This window comes from Streptomyces sp. NPDC059850 (genome assembly GCF_042731515.1).
Classification (GTDB): domain Bacteria; phylum Actinomycetota; class Actinomycetes; order Streptomycetales; family Streptomycetaceae; genus Streptomyces.
Genome location: NZ_JBHWJI010000101.1, coordinates 1 through 16,725 on the forward strand (window position 1 = coordinate 1; position 16,725 = coordinate 16,725).

General features: G+C 71.6%; 13 protein-coding genes and 1 pseudogene. 1 reads left to right on the forward strand and 13 read right to left on the reverse strand.

What is annotated here, in order from left to right; all coding sequences use genetic code 11:
• Window positions 1-215: 215 nt before the first annotated feature.
• From ACFV9T_RS41185 to ACFV9T_RS41245, 13 genes and pseudogenes are all read right to left on the reverse strand, one after another.
• Window positions 216-1,436 carry a right-handed parallel beta-helix repeat-containing protein gene (locus tag ACFV9T_RS41185; RefSeq protein ID WP_385448634.1) on the reverse strand — a complete coding sequence of 407 codons (1,221 nt, stop codon included), beginning with the start codon at window positions 1,434-1,436 and terminating at the stop codon, window positions 216-218.
• Window positions 1,437-1,661: 225 nt separating this feature from the next.
• Complete coding sequence (locus ACFV9T_RS41190; RefSeq protein WP_385448636.1) at window positions 1,662-2,954, reverse strand: polysaccharide lyase family 1 protein; 1,293 nt, start codon at window positions 2,952-2,954, stop codon at window positions 1,662-1,664.
• Between the two features lie 39 nt (window positions 2,955-2,993).
• Entirely contained in the window at window positions 2,994-3,806 is an 813-nt protein-coding gene (locus tag ACFV9T_RS41195) for a rhamnogalacturonan acetylesterase (protein WP_385448639.1), read from the reverse strand.
• 92 nt (window positions 3,807-3,898) lie between these two features.
• On the reverse strand, window positions 3,899-5,254 hold the full coding sequence (locus ACFV9T_RS41200; protein ID WP_385448642.1) for an ABC transporter substrate-binding protein: 1,356 nt from the start codon (window positions 5,252-5,254) through the stop codon (window positions 3,899-3,901).
• A pseudogene (locus ACFV9T_RS41205) lies at window positions 5,251-6,216 on the reverse strand (pectinesterase family protein); the annotation flags it as partial. The pseudogene ACFV9T_RS41205 and the gene ACFV9T_RS41200, both read right to left, overlap by 4 nt.
• A gap of 979 nt (window positions 6,217-7,195) precedes the next feature.
• A complete protein-coding gene (locus ACFV9T_RS41210; RefSeq protein ID WP_385448644.1) occupies window positions 7,196-8,737 on the reverse strand; it encodes a family 43 glycosylhydrolase in 1,542 nt (513 codons plus the stop codon).
• Window positions 8,734-9,567, reverse strand: a complete 834-nt coding sequence (locus ACFV9T_RS41215; RefSeq protein WP_385448647.1) for a PmoA family protein — start codon at window positions 9,565-9,567, stop codon at window positions 8,734-8,736. The genes ACFV9T_RS41210 and ACFV9T_RS41215 overlap by 4 nt, the downstream gene beginning before the upstream one ends.
• Window positions 9,564-10,757, reverse strand: coding sequence for a Gfo/Idh/MocA family protein (locus ACFV9T_RS41220; RefSeq protein ID WP_385448650.1), 1,194 nt, complete (start codon window positions 10,755-10,757; stop codon window positions 9,564-9,566). The genes ACFV9T_RS41215 and ACFV9T_RS41220 overlap by 4 nt, the downstream gene beginning before the upstream one ends.
• A gap of 38 nt (window positions 10,758-10,795) precedes the next feature.
• Window positions 10,796-11,716, reverse strand: coding sequence for a carbohydrate ABC transporter permease (locus ACFV9T_RS41225; RefSeq protein WP_385448652.1), 921 nt, complete (start codon window positions 11,714-11,716; stop codon window positions 10,796-10,798).
• Window positions 11,713-12,618 (reverse strand): carbohydrate ABC transporter permease, encoded by a 906-nt coding sequence (locus ACFV9T_RS41230; RefSeq protein ID WP_385448654.1) that lies wholly within the window; start codon window positions 12,616-12,618, stop codon window positions 11,713-11,715. The genes ACFV9T_RS41225 and ACFV9T_RS41230 overlap by 4 nt, the downstream gene beginning before the upstream one ends.
• A gap of 115 nt (window positions 12,619-12,733) precedes the next feature.
• Window positions 12,734-14,464, reverse strand: a complete 1,731-nt coding sequence (gene araD / locus ACFV9T_RS41235; RefSeq protein ID WP_385448657.1) for an L-arabinonate dehydratase — start codon at window positions 14,462-14,464, stop codon at window positions 12,734-12,736.
• The gene (locus ACFV9T_RS41240; RefSeq protein ID WP_385448659.1) at window positions 14,461-15,363 is read right to left on the reverse strand and encodes a dihydrodipicolinate synthase family protein; all 903 of its coding nucleotides are present in this window, start codon (window positions 15,361-15,363) and stop codon (window positions 14,461-14,463) included. The genes araD and ACFV9T_RS41240 overlap by 4 nt, the downstream gene beginning before the upstream one ends.
• Window positions 15,364-15,374: 11 nt before the next feature.
• Window positions 15,375-16,031 (reverse strand): GntR family transcriptional regulator, encoded by a 657-nt coding sequence (locus ACFV9T_RS41245; protein WP_385448662.1) that lies wholly within the window; start codon window positions 16,029-16,031, stop codon window positions 15,375-15,377.
• A 147-nt stretch (window positions 16,032-16,178) separates the two neighbouring features.
• On the opposite strand from ACFV9T_RS41245, the gene ACFV9T_RS41250 reads away from it, so the two are divergent.
• A complete protein-coding gene (locus ACFV9T_RS41250; RefSeq protein ID WP_385448665.1) occupies window positions 16,179-16,712 on the forward strand; it encodes a kinase in 534 nt (177 codons plus the stop codon).
• Window positions 16,713-16,725 lie beyond the last annotated feature (13 nt).

The following is a 16,725-nucleotide window of genomic DNA, read 5'->3' on the forward strand; positions in this document are numbered from 1 at the left end:
ACCCCACCGCCCGCATGCGGGCCCCAGGCCCGGCAGGGGCACCGGGGTACGAGGGGCGCAGCCCCACGTTCGGGAAGGGACGGGGTGGGGAAAACACACCCGCCACCCCACCGCCCGCATGCGGGCCCCAGGCCCGGCAGGGGCACCGGGGTACGAGGGGCGCAGCCCCACGTTCGGGAAGGGACGGGGTGGGGAAAACTCACGCCGTCTGGCGGTTAGTTCATTGTTGAGCCTACTTCTGTGCTTCCGGCTACTACCAGGAAGCTGGTGACGGGCAGGGAGCCGTCCTGGCGGCGGGATTCGTAGGCCGTTGCCGGTTCGGTGGTGACGAAGGGCGGGGTGATCGAGGCGTTCGGGTTCCAGTTGTTGCCTCGGGAGACGGCCAGCTCGCCGGTGTCGGTCTGGCCGCGGCCATTGGCGACGGCGAGGTTCTGCTGGAGCAGGACGCGGGAGTCGGGGAAGGAGTAGCCCTGGCCCTCGTTGGCGTAGGCGGTGGTGCGCAGGAGCCGGAGGGCGCCGGTGTTGCCGCCCGCGGCGAAGCCGTTCTTGGAGTTCTTCCAGGCGGCGGAGGCCCGCACGACATGGGCGGGGGCGGGCGCCGCGGCGGTGTCCGCGCCGAGCTGGAAGCCGCTGCCGTCGCCCTCGAAGTCGCGGATGCCCCAGCGGTTGACGCCGTTGCCCCAGGCCCAGGAGTGGTCGATGGCGACGGGGTTGGCCCACATCCACAGGTCGACGCCGTCGTCGCTGTTGTCGAAGAAGCGCGACCCGGTGACGACGTTGCCGGAGCCGGAGCCATGGGTGATCGCGAGGCCGTCGGCTCGCTTGCCGCCGGTGGCGTCGTCGTGGTTGCCGTAGGAATCCAGGTTCCGGATGAGGTTGTCGTCGGTGTCGTCACCGCGCAGGGTGACCCCGGTGTCGCCGTTGCCGCGCGCCGTGAGGTTGTTGAAGACGCCGTGCGAGCAGGAGGTGCAGACCAGGCCGCCGCCGGGGGCGTTGCGCAGTTCGAGGCCGGAGACGGTCCAGTAGTCGGCGCTCAGCGAGAGCAGGGAGGCACCGTCACGGAGCCGGGAGCCGTCGACCCGGACCTTCTCGCCCTGGTACGGGCGCAGGTGGACGCGGTCACCGGCGGTGCCGCTCACGGAGCTGCGCAGGGTCCGGGCCGGATGGTACGTACCGCCACGGACCTCGATCGTGGTGCCGGGCTTCGCCACGGCGAAGGCCTTCTCCAGCGTGCGGTACGGAGATCCCAGCGTGCCCGACTGGCTGTCGCTGCCGCCGGGCGCCACGTAGACGGCGGTCGGGACGGCGCTCGCGCCCTGCGGGGAGGCGGTCAGGTACACCCCGGCCACGGCCGACGCCACGATCACGGCGCCGCCGAGGGACAGCGTGCGGTCCTTGCGACGGCGATGGCGACCGCGGCTTCGCCTCACTCTCATGGCAACTCCTGTTCTGCGTCGAGAGAGCGGGCCGTGGGATCCTGAACGACCCGCTCCATGGCGTAGTTGCCGCCGATCCAGATTAGGTTGCCGCCGTCTCAAGGATTCTCAGATTACGGAATCGCGATCGCCCAGCGATAGACCATGACAACTCTTGATCATTCTGAGACCGACCTTGCCCGACAGTCCAATTGAAGTTGACGCGAGGTGCGAGACCTCAAAAAGTCAGAGGCGGCCCGCGCCCGCGTCCTTGCCGACGATGCCGGGCACCGCGCGCGGCGCGTCGACGCGCGGGCGCAGCGTCGGGGTCCAGCCCGCGTCGCCGCCCAGCTGCTCATCGGGGACCCCGGCGTTGTGGAGGGCGAGGAGGTCGGCCGCCTTGCCGCCGAGGTGGTTGTTCTTCGCGGTCAGCGCCGTACCCTTCCACTTCTTGATGATCGTCGCGGGGTCGACGGAGGACGGCACCGTGAAGGCGTTGGCCTCCGCGTAGAGCTGGGACTCGACGCCGACACCCCAGCTGTACGCGTAGCCGCTACGGGGCGCCACGAAGTGGTTGTTGTACGCGTCGACCTTGCCGAACCGCACCCTCGGCGCGCGCTCCACGATGTTCTTGAAGAGGTTGTGGTGGAGCGTGACGCGGAGCTTGCCACGGTCCGTGGCGCCCGCGCTGTCGCTGTTGCCGATCATCAGCGTCTTGTCGTGGTCGGCGAACACGTTCCAGGAGGCGGTGACGAGGTCGGCGCCGCGCACCACGTCCAGTTCGCCGTCGTGCTGCTGGAAGAGGCGGCCGAAGTAGCTGGGCTGGGCGCTGTCCGGGCGGCGGCCGTCGGTGAACGTGTTGTGGTCGACCCAGACGTGGGTGGCGCCGTACACCACCAGGTTGTCGTACTCGGAGTTCCAGTTGCCGTCGTCGCCGTCGGTGGGGTCCCAGGCGGGGAAGCAGTCGAAGGCGTCCTCGAAGGTGAGGTTGCGGACGATGACGTTGTCCACGCCCCGGATCTGCAGGCTGGCCCCCAGCAGCCGGGCGTTCCGGCCGACTCCGAGGAGGGTGGTGTTGGAGCCCACCTTCAGCTCGACGCGCTCGTACTGCCGGGCGGCGGACGCGGCGCGGGCGTCCTCCTGGGGGCCGGACGGCGGGGCCTTGCCCCAGGTGGCGGGGTCGTACGCGGTCAGGTACGCGTCCAGGGAGTACCCGTTCGTCGCGTAGTCGGCGCAGGACAGCGGCTTTCCGGCGGCGTCGGTGTTGGCGTCGATCGTTCCCTTGACGTAGATCAGCCTTGGGGTGGCGTCGCCGTCGCCGAGGGCCTTCACCAGCTCGGCGCGGTTGGTGACCGTGAAGGTGTGCGCCTTGTCGGCCTTGGCGCCGCCGGTGGTGCCGCCCTCGGCGGAGGCCCAGCCGTCACCGGCCGGGAGGGCGCCACGAGCGGTCTGGACGGCGGCCGATGGGCCCACGGCCACGCCGAGGGCGAGTGCGGCGCAGCCGAGCACGGCGGCCACGCGGGCATGACGTCTGAACATGACGGCTCCTGAGAACAAGGGAAGAAGGGGGAAGGCGAGCTACCAGCTGATCCAGCTGTCCGGGATCGCGGCGTCCAGCCTCGGTACGTCGCGCGGCCGCAGCACCCGCCGCGCCGTCAGCTCGCGTGCGACGAGCCGGGCCACCTCGATCGCGCCGTGCGGCTGGAAGTGGGTGTTGTCCTGGAGCCCGGCCGGGTAGTTGGGCGACTCCCCCGGCTCCAGCCAGTTGAAGTAGCCCTGGGTGGCCTCGGGCCCGAGCCGCTGCCACAGCGCGATGCTGGACGCCTGGATGTCGAGCAGCGGCACGCCCTCGACGCGGGCGAGGCGGCGTACGGCGTCGGGGTACGCGCCGTGCGTGGGCGAGGCGTTGCCCGCCGCGTCGAACTTGCGGCGCTCCACGGAGGTCAGCAGCACGGGGCGCGCGCCGCGCTCCCGCGCGCCGTCGAGGTAGCGCCGCAGATACTGCGGATACGTGGTCTGCGGATCGGTGCCGCGCGCCGGGTCCTCGATCTTCTCGTCGTTGTGGCCGAACTGGACGAGGAGGAGGTCGCCGGGGCGGAGGGCGGCCAGGATGGGGGCGAGCCGCCCCTCGTCGTAGAAGCTCTTGGAACTGCGGCCGTTGACGGCGTGGTTGGCGACCGTGAAGCGGTCGTCCGCCAGGAAGAACGGCAGGGCCATGCCCCAGCCGGTCTCGGGCGCGGCGGTGGGCTGCTTGGTCGCGGCGGTGGAGTCGCCCGCGACGTAGACGGTGGTGCGGACCTTTTTGGCGGCGGCGGTTGCCGTGCCGGGGGCGGCGAGGGTGAGGGGCAGCGCGGCGAGGGACGCGGCGGCGTGTCTTCGGGTCAGGGCCATGGGCTGAGGGAATGCCTTCCGTAAAGGGCGTACGGGGCGGCCACCGGTGCGGTGCGGCCGCCCCGTACGCCGGTTCAGGGGGAGGACCGCCGCTACTGGTGCTTCTTCCAGTCGGCCTGGGCCGTGTTCAGCTCCTTCGCGACCTTGTCGCAGAAGGCCTTGGCGGTCATCTGGCCGAGCAGCACCTTCTGGAAGCTGGGCTCGTTGTCGGCCTTGCTGATGTTGTTCCAGTCCGGGAGGTAGTACGGCAGCTGGACGACCTTGGTCTGCGGGTCGTTCAGCGACTCCAGCGCGGCCTTGGTCGGCGGGGCCTCGCTGATCCAGGCGTCGTCGGCGGCGCCGACGTTGGCGGGGATCGCGCCGACGTCCTCGTTCCAGAGGCTGTTCATCTCCGGGGAGGCCGCGAACTCGATGAACTTCCAGGCGGCCGCCTTGTTCTTGCTCGCCTTGAAGAGGCCGAGGCCGTCGACCGGGTTGGAGACGATCGTGCGGGCCGATCCGGCCCGGGCGGGCGGCAGCGGTATGCCCGCGATCTTGTCCTTGCCGAGCTGCTTCACGTGGTCGACGTAGGAGCCGAGGTTGTGCTGCAGCATGCCGATGTCGCCCTGGTCGAACTGGGCGACCATCTTGGCGAAGTCGTTGTTCAGGTCGGCGGAGGGAGTGACCTTCTTGAAGAGGGCGATGTACTTCTCCAGCGCCGCGACGTTCTTGGGGTCGTTGAGGGTCGTCTTGTCGCCGTCCCAGAACGTGGAGATGCCGGACTGGGCGTACATCATGTCCAGCGCCTGGGCGACCGAGCCCGCGCCGCCGCGCAGGGTGAAGCCGAACCTGTTCTTGCCCTTGTCGGTCAGCTTGTCGGCGGCCTTGTAGAAGGCGTCCCAGGTGGTGGGGGCGGGCAGCTGCGCTGCTTTGAAGAGGTCGGTGCGGTACCAGAGGGTGCCCTGGTTGGCGGAGGTCGGGACGGAGAACAGCTCCTTCTCGTCGCCTCCGGCCGCGCGGACGCTGTCCACCATGTTCTTGATCAGCTTGCCCTTGAGGGAGCTGTCCTCGATGCGGTCGGTGACCGGGTCCAGGGCGCCCTGGGCGGCGAGGTTCGCCAGGTACGCGGTGCCGACACCGCCGACGTCGGGGAGGCTGTCGCCGCCGCTCTGGATGGCCGTGTCGTACTTCGACTGCACGTTGGTGATCGGGATCGGAACGTACTTGACCTTGATGTTCGGGTTCTTATCCTCGAACTTGGCGATGATCTTCTTCCAGACCTTCGTCCGGGGACCGCCGTTGTTGTCCCAGAACGTGATGGTGCCCTTGCCGGATCCCTCTTCGCCGGTGGACGATCCGTCGTCGCCGCAGGCGGTGGCGGTGAGCGCGAGGGTGAGGACGGCGGCGACCGCCGCGGCGCTGCGGGTGGCTTTGGCGGTGGCTCTTGTTCTTGCTCCTGCTGTGCTCATGAAGCGCATCTCCTGGTGTGGTGTTGGGGTGCCCAGCCGTCCGTCCCGGCGAGGTAGTCGGCGACCTCGTGGTCCGCGGCGTCGGCCTCGTCCAGCTGCGGCCGTGTCGCGGCGGGGTCCGGCCCTGCCGCGCCCGGTCCGGTGTTGCGGTACTCGGTGAAGCGGGCCTCCTGCCACGGGAATCCGCTCATGTCCGTCCAGGGGGCGGACTTGATCGCGGCGGGGAGGTACGTGTCGCGGATGAGCACCTGGGCGATCGCGTCCGGCTCGCCGCCGGGGTGCCAGGGCCGTCCGAGGTGGAAGGTCTGCGCTGGTGCGTCGCTGACGATGCGGCTGCGGGTGATCAGGAAGCCGTGGGGGTTGTTCTTCCAGGTGCTCGCGGCGGTGATGTAGCCGTTGTTGGTGTCGCTGCCGCGGGTGAGGGCCTTGATGGTGGAGCGCTCGATGACGGTGGTGGCGCGGCCGTAGATGAAGTCGACGTCGCCCTCGATGTACGCGTCGCGGAGGTAGACCCGGCTGTTCGTCGTCAGCTTCGGGCTGTCCGTCATGAGGGTGTCCTGATTGCCCAGGAAGGCCGTGTCCCGGAAGACGATCCGGTCGCCGGTCGTCTTCATGGCCAGCGCCTGTTCGCCCTTGAGGTCGTGGGCCGCCTCGTCGAAGTCGTTGACGAAGGTGAGACGGCGGGCCGTGACATCGCTCGCCGCGATGAGGACGGTGGCGCTGCCGGTGGATCCGCCGTACTCGGCGGGGGTGTCGTGGACGATGGTCGTGTCGGTGCGGTGGCGGCCGGTGCCGAGGAGGGTGAGGTGGGGTTTGTCGGCGGGGATGCGGACTTGTTCGCGGTAGGTGCCGGGGGCGATGGCGAGGGTGATGTGCTTGTCGTTGCCGGACGGGATGGCGTCGATGGCGGCCTGGACGGTACGGAAGTCGCCGGTGCCGTCGGCGGCGACGCGCAGTGTCTCTGACGCCCTCGCCACTGCGCTGGGCGCGCCGCCGAGCACCACGAGCAGCCCGGTGACCACCAGGGTGAGCGCGGTCGTCGCGACGGCGGCGCGTGGCCGATGTACGCGCCCGGAGTGCGAGCCGGTGGCCGCCGGGGCGAGCGCCATCGTGGCCGAGGCATGTGGCCGACTGCGGGCCGGGTTGTGCCCACCCGTTCCTCCCCCAGCTACCGCTGGGAGGTGCCCCCTCCGCGGAACGCCTGCCCACAACCCGGACAGCGGGCCACGGCCCCGGGCGGGGGGCGGGGGCGCGGCCCCGGTGCGGGCCGGGGCGCCGCTCTGCGCGAGGTCCAAGGGCGCAGCGCCCCGCGCGGGGGCCGGGCACGCAGCCCCCTGGGGATCCGGGGCGCAGCCCCGGGCGGAGACCGCCGGGTGGGCCGAGGCCGAGAGCCAGGGCGCAGCCCCACGGAGGTCCGGGGCCCAGCCCTGCACGGGGTCCGGGGCATGACCCCGAGCGGGGGGCTGGGGCGCAGCCCCCTGGGCGGCCGGGGTGGAGACCCGAGCCGGGGCCAGGGGCGCAACCCCCTGGAGATCCGGGGCCCAGCCCCGGGCGGAGACCGCCGGGTGGGCCGAGGCCGGGGGCTGAGGAGCAGCCCCACGGAGGTCCGGGGCACAGCCCCGAGCGCGGTCCGGGGCCAAGCCCTGCACGGGGTCCGGGGCATGACCCCGAGCGGGGGGCTGGGGCGCAGCCCCCTGGGGGGCCAGGGTCGAGCCCCGAGCAGGGGCCAGGGGCGCAACCCCCTGGAGATCCGGGGCCCAGCCCCGGGCGGAGACCGCCGGGTGGGCCAGGACCGGGAGCTGGGGCGCAGCCCCGTGGGGGTCCGGGGCGGAGCCCCAGGCGGGGTCCGGGGCGGAGCCCCAGGCGGGGTCCGGGGCGGAGCCCCGGGCGGGGTCCGGGGCGGATGCCTCGGTTTCGGGGAGGGGCGGGGTGGGGGACATCTCACTCCTGACCGGGCGTCGCGTGGAAGGTGCGGAAGGCCGCGTGGCCCGGGGCAGCTTGGCCTGGTGGGGCCGTGGCGAAGAGGGACAGTTGGGCTCCCACCCAGCGCCACGGGGTGGCCGCGAAGACCGGGCCCGACGGGCGGAAACCGTCCCCGGTGTCGGCGGAGAAGCGGCAGCGGGCGCCCGGGGAGACCTCCACTCGGAGGCGGGCCCGGGCCGCCACCGCCGGGCGGGGATGGGCTGCGTCGCGTTCCCCCTCGGCGGTGGTGCTGGCGAAGCGGTGCACCAGGTGGACGCCGTCCACCGTCCGCTCCAGGCCGATCCAGCCGAACGCGTCTCCCAGCACCGCCAGTCCGGCCCTGGCGCCCACGGCGTCACTGTGCAGTACAAGGTCGACCGTGGTCGTGAAGGATTCGGCGGGGAGCCGTTGCACCAGGGCGTTCGGGAGCCTGCGCAAGTCGTCCACCCGCTCATGGCGATGGCAGGTCAGCCAGAGACCGGGGCCGTCGTGGGCGATCGTCCAGCCCGGCTCCGGGTTGGCGGTCCAGGACCATTGGGGGCCGTATTGGCCATCAGGGAAGGTGTCGTCCACAGCGGGAGCGCAAGGGCCAGCGGTAGGACCCTTCGGCTTGCGGTACCAGGACACCGGCTCGCCCTCGTCGCCGACCACCGGCCACCCCGCCTCGTCCCACCCCATGGGCTGAAGGTGCACCACCCGCCCGTACGCCCCGCGCTGCTGGAAGTGCAGGAACCAGTCCTCGCCCGCCGGGGTGTCGACCCAGGCGCCCTGGTGCGGGCCGTTGACCTCCGTACGGCCCTGGGCCAGGATCGTCCGCTCCTCGTACGGGCCGAAGAAGTCCCGGGAACGAAGGGCCCCCTGCCAGCCGGTCTCGACGCCACCCGCCGGGGCGAAGATCCAGAACCAGCCGTCGCGCCGGTAGAGCTTGGGGCCCTCCAGGGTGAACCACCCCGCGATGGCGTCCCCGTCCACGATGATCCGGCCCTCGTCGAGCACAGCGGTCCCGTCCGGGCTCATGCGGTGCCCGGTGAGCCGGTTGTTGACGCCGGAGCGGGACTTGGCCCAGGCGTGGACGAGGAAGGCGTTGCCGTGTTCGTCCCACAGCGGGCAGGGGTCGATCAGCCCCTTGCCCGGCTTGATCAGGTGCGGCGCGCTCCACGGACCGCGCGGATCAGGGGCGTTGACCTGGTAGACACCCGCGTCCGGGTCGCCCCAGAAGATCCAGAAGCGGCCGTCGTGGTGCCGGATGCTGGGCGCCCAGACGCCGCAGTCGTGGCGCGGGAGGGCGAAGGCGTCGGCGGGTTCGAGCCGGTCCAGGGCGTGGCCCAGGACGCTCCAGTTGACGAGGTCCCGGGAGTGCAGGATGGGGAGCCCGGGGGCGCGTCCGAAGCTGGAGGCGGTGAGGTAGTAGTCGTCGCCGACGCGGACGACGTCCGGGTCGGACCAGTCGGCGTTGAGGACGGGATTGCGGTACGTACCGTCGCCGAGATCAGCCCGCCACAGCGGCGCAGGCCCGCTCATACGGCGGCCCCCTTGTCCGACAGCTGCCCCGCGATCCGCGCCGCTTCGTCCCGCGCCAGGCACCCGTCCGCGATCGCGGTGACGATGCGCCGTGTCACGGTGTCGGCGGGGGCGATGGTCAGCGGCCGGTCGGAGGCGGCGAGGACCGAGCCGACCCCCGGCTGGTCACCGGTACGGACGTACCAGGGCGCGGACCGGGTCTCGCCGGTCGCCCCGGCGAACACCAGCGTCCAGTCCTCGGCGGCCAGCGCCACCCAGTCCGCGGCCCGCCCGTGCACGGCGGCCTCGCCCTCGCCGCCCGCGCTGAAGACCCTCGGCGGCTGCGGGCGGCGCGGCGCGCTCCAGAAGAAGCCACCACCCGCCCCGGAGACGTCCTGCCCGGTCACATTGGTGAGCGCCGTGGTGAAGTCCAGCGCCCAGCACCCCGCCGACAGCGGCCGCACCGCGACCGTGCGCCGCTCCAGCAGGAGTTGCCGTCCGCCCGCGCCCCAGGACAGCTCCTCCACGAAGCCGTCCGGGTCGCGCAGCAGCCACCCCAGGTGGCGCTGACTGCCGTAGGTGGAGGTGGTGACGGGGCTCGGACCGCCCCCGAAGTTCCGCCCGGCGACGTCCGGTACGGCCATGGACACGCCCAGCTGGGCGGCAGCGGGATGGCCCCCGGTGCGCAGATCGGTGACGGTGATGCCGCCGAGGGTCCGTACCGGGTGCAGATACGGGCGCGGGGCGAGCGTCCCGGCGAGCTGCGGCCGGTGGATGTACGTACCGACGGGCCGGTTCTCGTGGCGCAGCACGGTGCAGGGGGGACGGTTGGGGGTGAAGGGTGCGTTCATGGGTGCGGGACCTCCGCGGGGGGTGCGGCCCAGGGGGCGCGCAGTTCGGAGTACAGAGCGAGGCGCTCGGCCCCGGCGGTGACCAGCTGGTCGATGCCGGTGACGACGCGCCGCTTCGCTCCCGCGCAGGCGCCCGCACCGGGTTCGGTGCGCCAGGCGTCCACGGGCAGCGGGACCGGTGCGGGGGCGGTACGGACCGCCTCGACCACGCGCATGAACGCGCCGGTGCGGTCCGGTGGGACGAGCAGTTCGGTGCCGTCGCGCACATGAGCCGCCAGGTTCTCCAGCAGATCGGTGCGCTCGTAGAGGGTGGTCTCGGGGGGCGCTCCCGCGCGCTCGACCCGGACCCGGTCCTGCTTGTACCAGAAGGTGATACGGCCCTGTTCGCCGTGGACCACGACGTACGGCTCGCCGGGCTCCCGCGCGCACAGGGTGACGGCGGCGGTGATCGTCGTATCCCAGCAGGTCCGCACCCGCAGGCAGGAGGTGTCGTCGGCCTCGATGTCGTTGGCCCGGTACAGCTCCAGTTCCAGGGCGGTGATGTCCTCGGCGCGGTCGGCGCCGTCGATGCGCAGGGCGGTGGCGACGGCGTGGGCGAGGGGGTTGGTGAGGACGCCGTCGATGACGTCACGCCCGTCCAGGGTGCGGTGCCCGGCCCAGGGGGCGCGCGTGTAGTACGTCTCGTCGCGCGACCAGGCCCCGGCGGCGCCGATGCCCCGTACGGCCCCGATGGCGCCGTCGGCGATCAGCTTCCGGATGGCGGGCACGGCGTGGGAGCCGAGGGACTGGAAGCCGATCTGGCAGGCGGCGCCGCGCTCCGCGAGCCCGTCGCGCAGCCGGGTGAACTCGGCGTACGAGGGCGTGGGCGGCTTCTCCAGCAGTACGTGCGCCCCCTGCTCGGCGGCGGTGAGGGCGAGGTCGGCGTGGGTGTGGATCGGGGTGCAGATGACGGCGATCCGGGCGCCGGTACGGGCCACCAGCGCACCCAGGTCCCCGGACTGCTCGGGCCCGGGCGCGCCGATCCCATCCCCCAACTCCTCCACGGTGAGCGGCCGGAGTTCGCACACCCCGGCCAGCCGCACCAGCCCCTCCCCCACCAGCCGCCGGATGTTCTCCAGGTGCCAGCGGCCGTGTCCCCGTGCCCCCGCGAGAACGACGGGTACGGGCGTGTCTCCCTGCGTCGTGCCCATGGTCGGACCTCCTTGTCCGCGTACTGACTGACGGGTGCTCAGCCCTTGACGGCGCCCGCGCTGAAACCGGTGATCAGCCACTTCTGGATGAAGGCGAAGACGATGACGACCGGCACCGCCGCGATCACCCCGCCCGCCGCCAGTGCCCCCAGGTCGACGCTGTCGGCGCCGATGAGGGTGTTGAGGCCGACCGGGATGGTCTGCATGTCCTGCGAGCTGAGGAACATCAGCGCGAACAGGAAGTGGTTCCAGCTGTGGACGAAGGCGAAGGAGCCGACCGCGATCAGCCCCGGCCGCAGCAGCGGCAGCACCACCGCGCCGAAGGCCCGCAGCCGCCCGCAGCCGTCGACCCAGGCCTGTTCCTCCAGGGAGACCGGCACGTTCCTGATGAAACCGCTGATCAGGATGATGGACAGCGGCAGTTGGAAGACCGTCTCCGCGATGATCACGCTCCCCAGCGAGTTGATCATCTGGAGGTTCTTGAAGATCTCGAAGAGCGGCACCAGCATCAGCGCGCCCGGGATGAACTGCGAGGCGAGCAGGGCCAGCATGAAGCCCTTCTTGATACGGAAGTCGAAGCGGGCGAGCGCGTAGCCGCCCGCGAGCGCGACCACCGTCGTCATCAGCAGCGACGCGACGCCGACGATCATGCTGTTCTGGAAGAACGTCCCGAAGGCGCGCTCGTTCCACACCTTCGCGAAGTGCTCCCCGGTGACCGGCCACGGCACCAGCGAGGTGGAACCCGCCGGGCGGAGCGCGAAGAGCAGCATCCAGTAGAAGGGGATGAGGGTGAACAGCAGATACAGGCCCAGCGGCGCGTAGATCTGCCAGCGCGGTACGCCGTCGTCCACCGAGCGGCGGCTCCGCTTGCCGGGGGCGGCGGGCGGGGCGGGGGCGGCTACGGCCGGGACGGTGCCCTTTTCGGCGAGTGCGGGCGCGGATGCGGGTGCGGCTCTCACTTGGTGTCGCCTCCGAACTTGCTCAGGCGCAGATAGAGAATCGAGCAGAAGAGGAGGATCACGAAGGCCACGGTGGTCAGCGCGGAGGCGTAGCCGAAGTCATGGCCGTTGATCCCGGTGTTGGCGACGTACAGCGGCAGCGTGGTGGTCTGCCCGGCCGGTCCGCCGCCGGTGAGGGTGTAGAGCAGGTCGACGTTGTTGAACTCCCAGACCCCGCGCAGCAGGGTCGACAGCACGATGGCGTCCTTCAGATGCGGCAGCGTGATGTGGAAGAACTGCCGGGCCCGCCCGGCGCCGTCGACCGAGGCCGCCTCGTACAGGTCCCCCGGGATGGACTGGAGGTCGGCGAGGATGAGGATGGCGAAGAAGGGGACGCCGCGCCAGAGTTCGGCGAGGACGGCGGCCCAGAACACGGTGCCGGTGTCGGAGAGCACGGAGGTGCCGTACGTGCCGATCCCGGCGTCCGCGAGATAGCGGCTGATGCCGGTCGACGGGTTGTAGAGCAGCATCCAGATGGTGGTGGTCAGCACCCCGGAGACGGCCCACGGCGAGAAGACCAGGGCGCGGGCGATGCCGCGTCCGATGAAGGTCTGGTTGACCAGCAGGGCCAGCGCGACGCCGAGGACGAGTTGCAGCAGCACCTCGGTGACGACCCATTTGCCGCTGAACGCCAGCGCGTCCCAGAACTGCGGGTCGTCGGTGAAGATGCGGGTGAAGTTGTCGAGGCCCGCGTAGCCGTTCCGCCAGGGCTTGGTGACGTTGTAGTTCTGCAGGCTGTAGTAGAGGACGCTGAGCATCGGATAGGCGATGAAGCCCAGCATCAGCAGCCCGGCGGGGGCGATCAGCAGGTACGGGAGGCGGCGTGGTGTCGCTCCCGTACGTTTCGCCACGGCGTTGGCCATGACTGCTTCTCCGTTCTCAGGGGGAAGCGCTTGCTGCGGCGATCTGCCTGCGCGGAAGCGCTTTCCGTACGACGTTCGAGATACCGTGCAAAAATTTTTCGCTCAGCTAGCGGGCTCAGCCCGCGTACGGTTCCGGCACCGCGCCCTCCCGGGCCAGGAAGCGGAAGTCGCAGCCGGTGTCGGCCTGGGTCATCTGCTCCTGGTAGAGCGCCCCGTAGCCGCGTTCGTAGCGGGGCGGCGGCGCCGTCCAGTCCGCCCGGCGCCGCTCCAGCTCGGCGTCGTCCACCTCGACACGCAGCACCCGCGCCGCGACATCAAGCGTGATCAGGTCGCCGTCGCGGACGAGCGCGAGCGGTCCGCCGATGTACGACTCGGGCGCGATGTGCAGCGCGCAGGCGCCGTAACTCGTGCCGCTCATCCGGGCGTCGGAGATCCGCACCATGTCCCGCACCCCCTTCTTCAGCAGGTGGTCGGGGATCGGCAGCATCCCGTACTCGGGCATGCCGGGCCCGCCGAGCGGACCGGCGTTGCGCAGCACCAGCACGGTGTCCTCGGTGATGCCGAGGGCGGGGTCGTTGATGGTGGCCTGCATCGTCTTGTAGTCGTCGAAGACGACGGCGGGCCCGGTGTGCTTGAGCAGATGCTGATCGGCGGCGATGTGCTTGATGACAGCGCCGTCCGGGCACAGGTTGCCGCGCAGCACCGCCACTCCGCCCTCCTCGGCGAGGGGGGTCTCGCGCGGCCGGATGACGTCCGGGTTGTGCACGAGGGCGCCGTCGAGCTGTTCGCGCAGGGTGGTGTGGGCGGCGGTGGGCCGGTCCAGATGCAGCCGGTCGGTGAGCCGGGAGAGGAAGCCGGGCAGTCCGCCCGCGAAGTGGAAGTCCTCCATCAGATACCGGCCGCCGGGGCGGAGGTTGGCGAGGACGGGCACGCTGCGGGCGATCCGGTCGAAGTCGTCCAGCGTGAGCCGCACCCCGGAGCGCCCGGCCATGGCGATCAGGTGGATGACGGCGTTGGTGGAGCCGCCGAGGGCGAGCACGGTGGTGACCGCGTCCTCGTACGCGTCCCGGGTGAGGATCCCGGAGAGCCGCAGATCCTGCCAGACCAGCTCGACGATGCGCATCCCGGACGCCGCGGCCATCCGTTCGTGCCCGGAGTCGACGGCCGGGATGGAGGAGGCGCCCGGCAGGGTCACGCCCAGCGCCTCGGCGGCGGCCGTCAGCGTGGACGCGGTGCCCATGGTCATGCAGTGGCCGGGCGAGCGGGCGATGCCGCGCTCCAGCTCGGCGATCTCGCAGTCGCCGATGAGCCCGGCGCGCTTGTCGTCCCAGTACTTCCACATGTCGGTGCCCGAGCCCAGCACCTCGTTGCGCCAGTGTCCCGGCAGCATCGGCCCGGCGGGCACGAAGAGGGTCGGCAGATCGGCGGTGGCGGCGCCCATGAGCAGCGCCGGGGTGGACTTGTCGCAGCCGCCGAGCAGCACGGCGCCGTCCACCGGGTACGAGCGCAGCAGCTCCTCGGTCTCCATGGACAGCAGATTCCGGTACAGCATCGGAGTCGGCTTCTGGAACGTCTCGGAGAGGGTGGAGACCGGGAATTCGAGCGGGAATCCGCCCGCCTGCCAGACCCCGCGCTTGACCGCCTGGGCGCGGTCGCGCAGATGGACGTGGCAGGGGTTGATGTCGCTCCAGGTGTTGAGGATCGCGATGACCGGCTTGCCGAGGTGTTCCTCGGGGAGGTAGCCGAGCTGGCGGGTGCGGGCCCGGTGGCTGAAGGTGCGTAACCCCTCGGTGCCGTACCACTGGTGGCTGCGCAGCTCCTCGGGCCGTCTGCGCGGGCGACTCATAGCGCCCATCCTTCTATCAGCGCAGCCACCTCGGCGCGCTGCGGCTCCGGCAGCAGGCGGCTCGGCGGACGGACGTCGCGGCGGCACAGGCCGAGCGCGGCCAGCGCCTCCTTCACCACGGTCACGTTGTTGGCCGACTGCCGCGCGGCGCGCAGGTCCTCGAACGGCCGGATCTGCTCCCACACCTTCATCGCGGCCGCGTAGTCCCCGGCGCGCAGCGCGCCCAGCATGTCGAGCGACAGCTTCGGGGCGACGTTGACCAGCCCGGAGGTGAAGCCGGTGGCGCCGACGGACCAGTACGAGGGCGCGTACAGCTCGGCGAGCCCGGCCACCCATACGAACCGGTCGAGCCCCGCGTCCCGCGCGAAGGCCGCGAAGCGGGCCGCGTCCGGGACCGCGTACTTCACGCCGATCACGTTCGGGCACGCCTCGCCGAGACCGGCCAGCGCCTCGCCCTCGATCAGCGGGTTGCGCAGATACGGCACCACGCCCAGCTCGGGTACCGACTCGGCGATCTCGCGGTGGTAGTCGATCCAGCCGTCCTGCGACACGTACGGGTGCACCGGCTGGTGCACCATCACCATCTGCGCCCCGGTCTCGCGGGCGTGCCGCGCGGCGTCCACCGCCGTCGCCACGTCCTGCCCGACCCCCACCAGCACGGCGGCCCGGCCGCCCGCCTCCTCGACGCTCAGCTCGGTGCACAGCCGCCGCTCCTCCAGGGTGAGGGCGTAGAACTCCCCGGTGTTGCCGTTGGGGGTGACGGCCCGTACGCCGCCGTCGAGAAGCCTGCGCAGCAGGGCGCGGTAGGTGGTCCGGTCGACGGCGCCGGTGGCGTCGTACGGGGTCACCGGGATCGCCACGACGTCCGCGAGCGCGGTTCTCAGCGGTGTGAAGTCCATACGGACCCTCTCTAGTGTGTGTCCGGTCGTGTGTCCGGGTCGGGGAAGGCCCGCTGGACGAAGGACGAGATGTGGTGGTGCAGCGCGCGGGCGGCGCCGTCGGCGTCCCCGTCGAGCGCGCGGGCCAGGATCTCCCGGTGCTCCCGCGCCTCCCGCTCCCAGGACGGCACCGCCTGCCAGGCGACGGCCGACACCAGCGCCGCCTGGTCGCGCAGTTCGTCGAGCATCCGGGTCAGCAGCGGGTTGCCGCAGGGCAGGTAGAGCGAGCGGTGGAAGTCCCGGTTGGCCAGCGACCGGTCGGCCTGGTCGGCCGCCGCGTCCGACCGCTCCAGCGCGGCCCCCGCCGCCGCCAGGCTCGCCCGCGCGGTGACGGTCCGCCGCAGCGCCTCGGGCTCCAGCAGCAGCCGTACGTCGTATACGGCGCGCGCCATCGCGGTGTCGACGGTCCGCACGGTCGCGCCCTTGTACGCGCTCATCACCACGAGCCCCCGGCCCGCCAGGGTCTTCAGCGCCTCCCGTACCGGCGTCTTCGACACCCCGAACTGGGCCGCCAGCTCGGTCTCCACGAGCGGCTGCCCCGGCCGCAGCCCTCCCGTCAGGATGGCGTGCTTGACCGCTTCCAGCACGTACTGAGTACGGGACGGAATCGGGCTGGGGGCGATGTCCATGGGGGCTCTCAGATCTCACGTATCGCGTCTCATATATGACGTACGAAGTACGACGCGATGAAGTTAGGGCGGCCCCGGGGATTCGTCAACGGTCCTGACGAAACTTCAACTTTCCGCGCGAGTAACGCGATTGGCATGATGGCCGCCATGACGACGGGCATGATGGTGGGCTCTTCTACGACGCGGCTGATCCTGCTGCGCGGCAACTCCGCGTCCGGCAAATCCTCCGTCGCCGCCGAACTGCGCGCCCGCTACGGGCGAGGCCTCGCCCTGGTGGGCCAGGACAATCTGCGCCGTCAGGTGCTCCGCGAGCGGGACGTCCCGGACGGCGCGAACATCGGCCTCATCGACACCGTCGCGCGCTATGCCCTCGACCACGGCTACCACGTGGTGGTCGAGGGCATCCTGAGCGCGGCCCGCTACGGCACGATGCTCGACGCCCTGCGCCGGGACCACCGGGGCGCGACGCACGCGTACTACCTCGACGTCCCCTTCGCCGAGACGGTGCGCCGCCACGCCACGAAGCCGCAGGCGGCCGAGTACGGGGAGGCGGAGCTGCGCGGGTGGTACCGCCCGCTGGACCTGCTGCCGGGCTCCGTGGAAACCGTGATCCCGGCGACGAGCGGCCTTGAGGAGACGGCGTCCCGCGTCCTGCGGGAGGCGGGCCTGGCGCCGCCTTAGGACAGTGTGTCGG

Bases quoted from the DNA above. Each gene is read 5' to 3' on its own strand.
- ACFV9T_RS41190 (WP_385448636.1), bottom strand. From the start codon at position 2,954: ATGTTCAGACGTCATGCCCGCGTGGCCGCCGTGCTCGGCTGCGCCGCA.
- ACFV9T_RS41200 (WP_385448642.1), bottom strand. From the start codon at position 5,254: ATGAGCACAGCAGGAGCAAGAACAAGAGCCACCGCCAAAGCCACCCGC.
- ACFV9T_RS41250 (WP_385448665.1), top strand. From the start codon at position 16,179: ATGACGACGGGCATGATGGTGGGCTCTTCTACGACGCGGCTGATCCTG.
- ACFV9T_RS41245 (WP_385448662.1), bottom strand. From the start codon at position 16,031: ATGGACATCGCCCCCAGCCCGATTCCGTCCCGTACTCAGTACGTGCTG.
- ACFV9T_RS41185 (WP_385448634.1), bottom strand. From the start codon at position 1,436: ATGAGAGTGAGGCGAAGCCGCGGTCGCCATCGCCGTCGCAAGGACCGC.
- ACFV9T_RS41240 (WP_385448659.1), bottom strand. From the start codon at position 15,363: ATGGACTTCACACCGCTGAGAACCGCGCTCGCGGACGTCGTGGCGATC.
- araD (WP_385448657.1), bottom strand. From the start codon at position 14,464: ATGAGTCGCCCGCGCAGACGGCCCGAGGAGCTGCGCAGCCACCAGTGG.
- ACFV9T_RS41210 (WP_385448644.1), bottom strand. From the start codon at position 8,737: ATGAGCGGGCCTGCGCCGCTGTGGCGGGCTGATCTCGGCGACGGTACG.
- ACFV9T_RS41230 (WP_385448654.1), bottom strand. From the start codon at position 12,618: ATGGCCAACGCCGTGGCGAAACGTACGGGAGCGACACCACGCCGCCTC.
- ACFV9T_RS41195 (WP_385448639.1), bottom strand. From the start codon at position 3,806: ATGGCCCTGACCCGAAGACACGCCGCCGCGTCCCTCGCCGCGCTGCCC.
- ACFV9T_RS41220 (WP_385448650.1), bottom strand. From the start codon at position 10,757: ATGGGCACGACGCAGGGAGACACGCCCGTACCCGTCGTTCTCGCGGGG.
- ACFV9T_RS41215 (WP_385448647.1), bottom strand. From the start codon at position 9,567: ATGAACGCACCCTTCACCCCCAACCGTCCCCCCTGCACCGTGCTGCGC.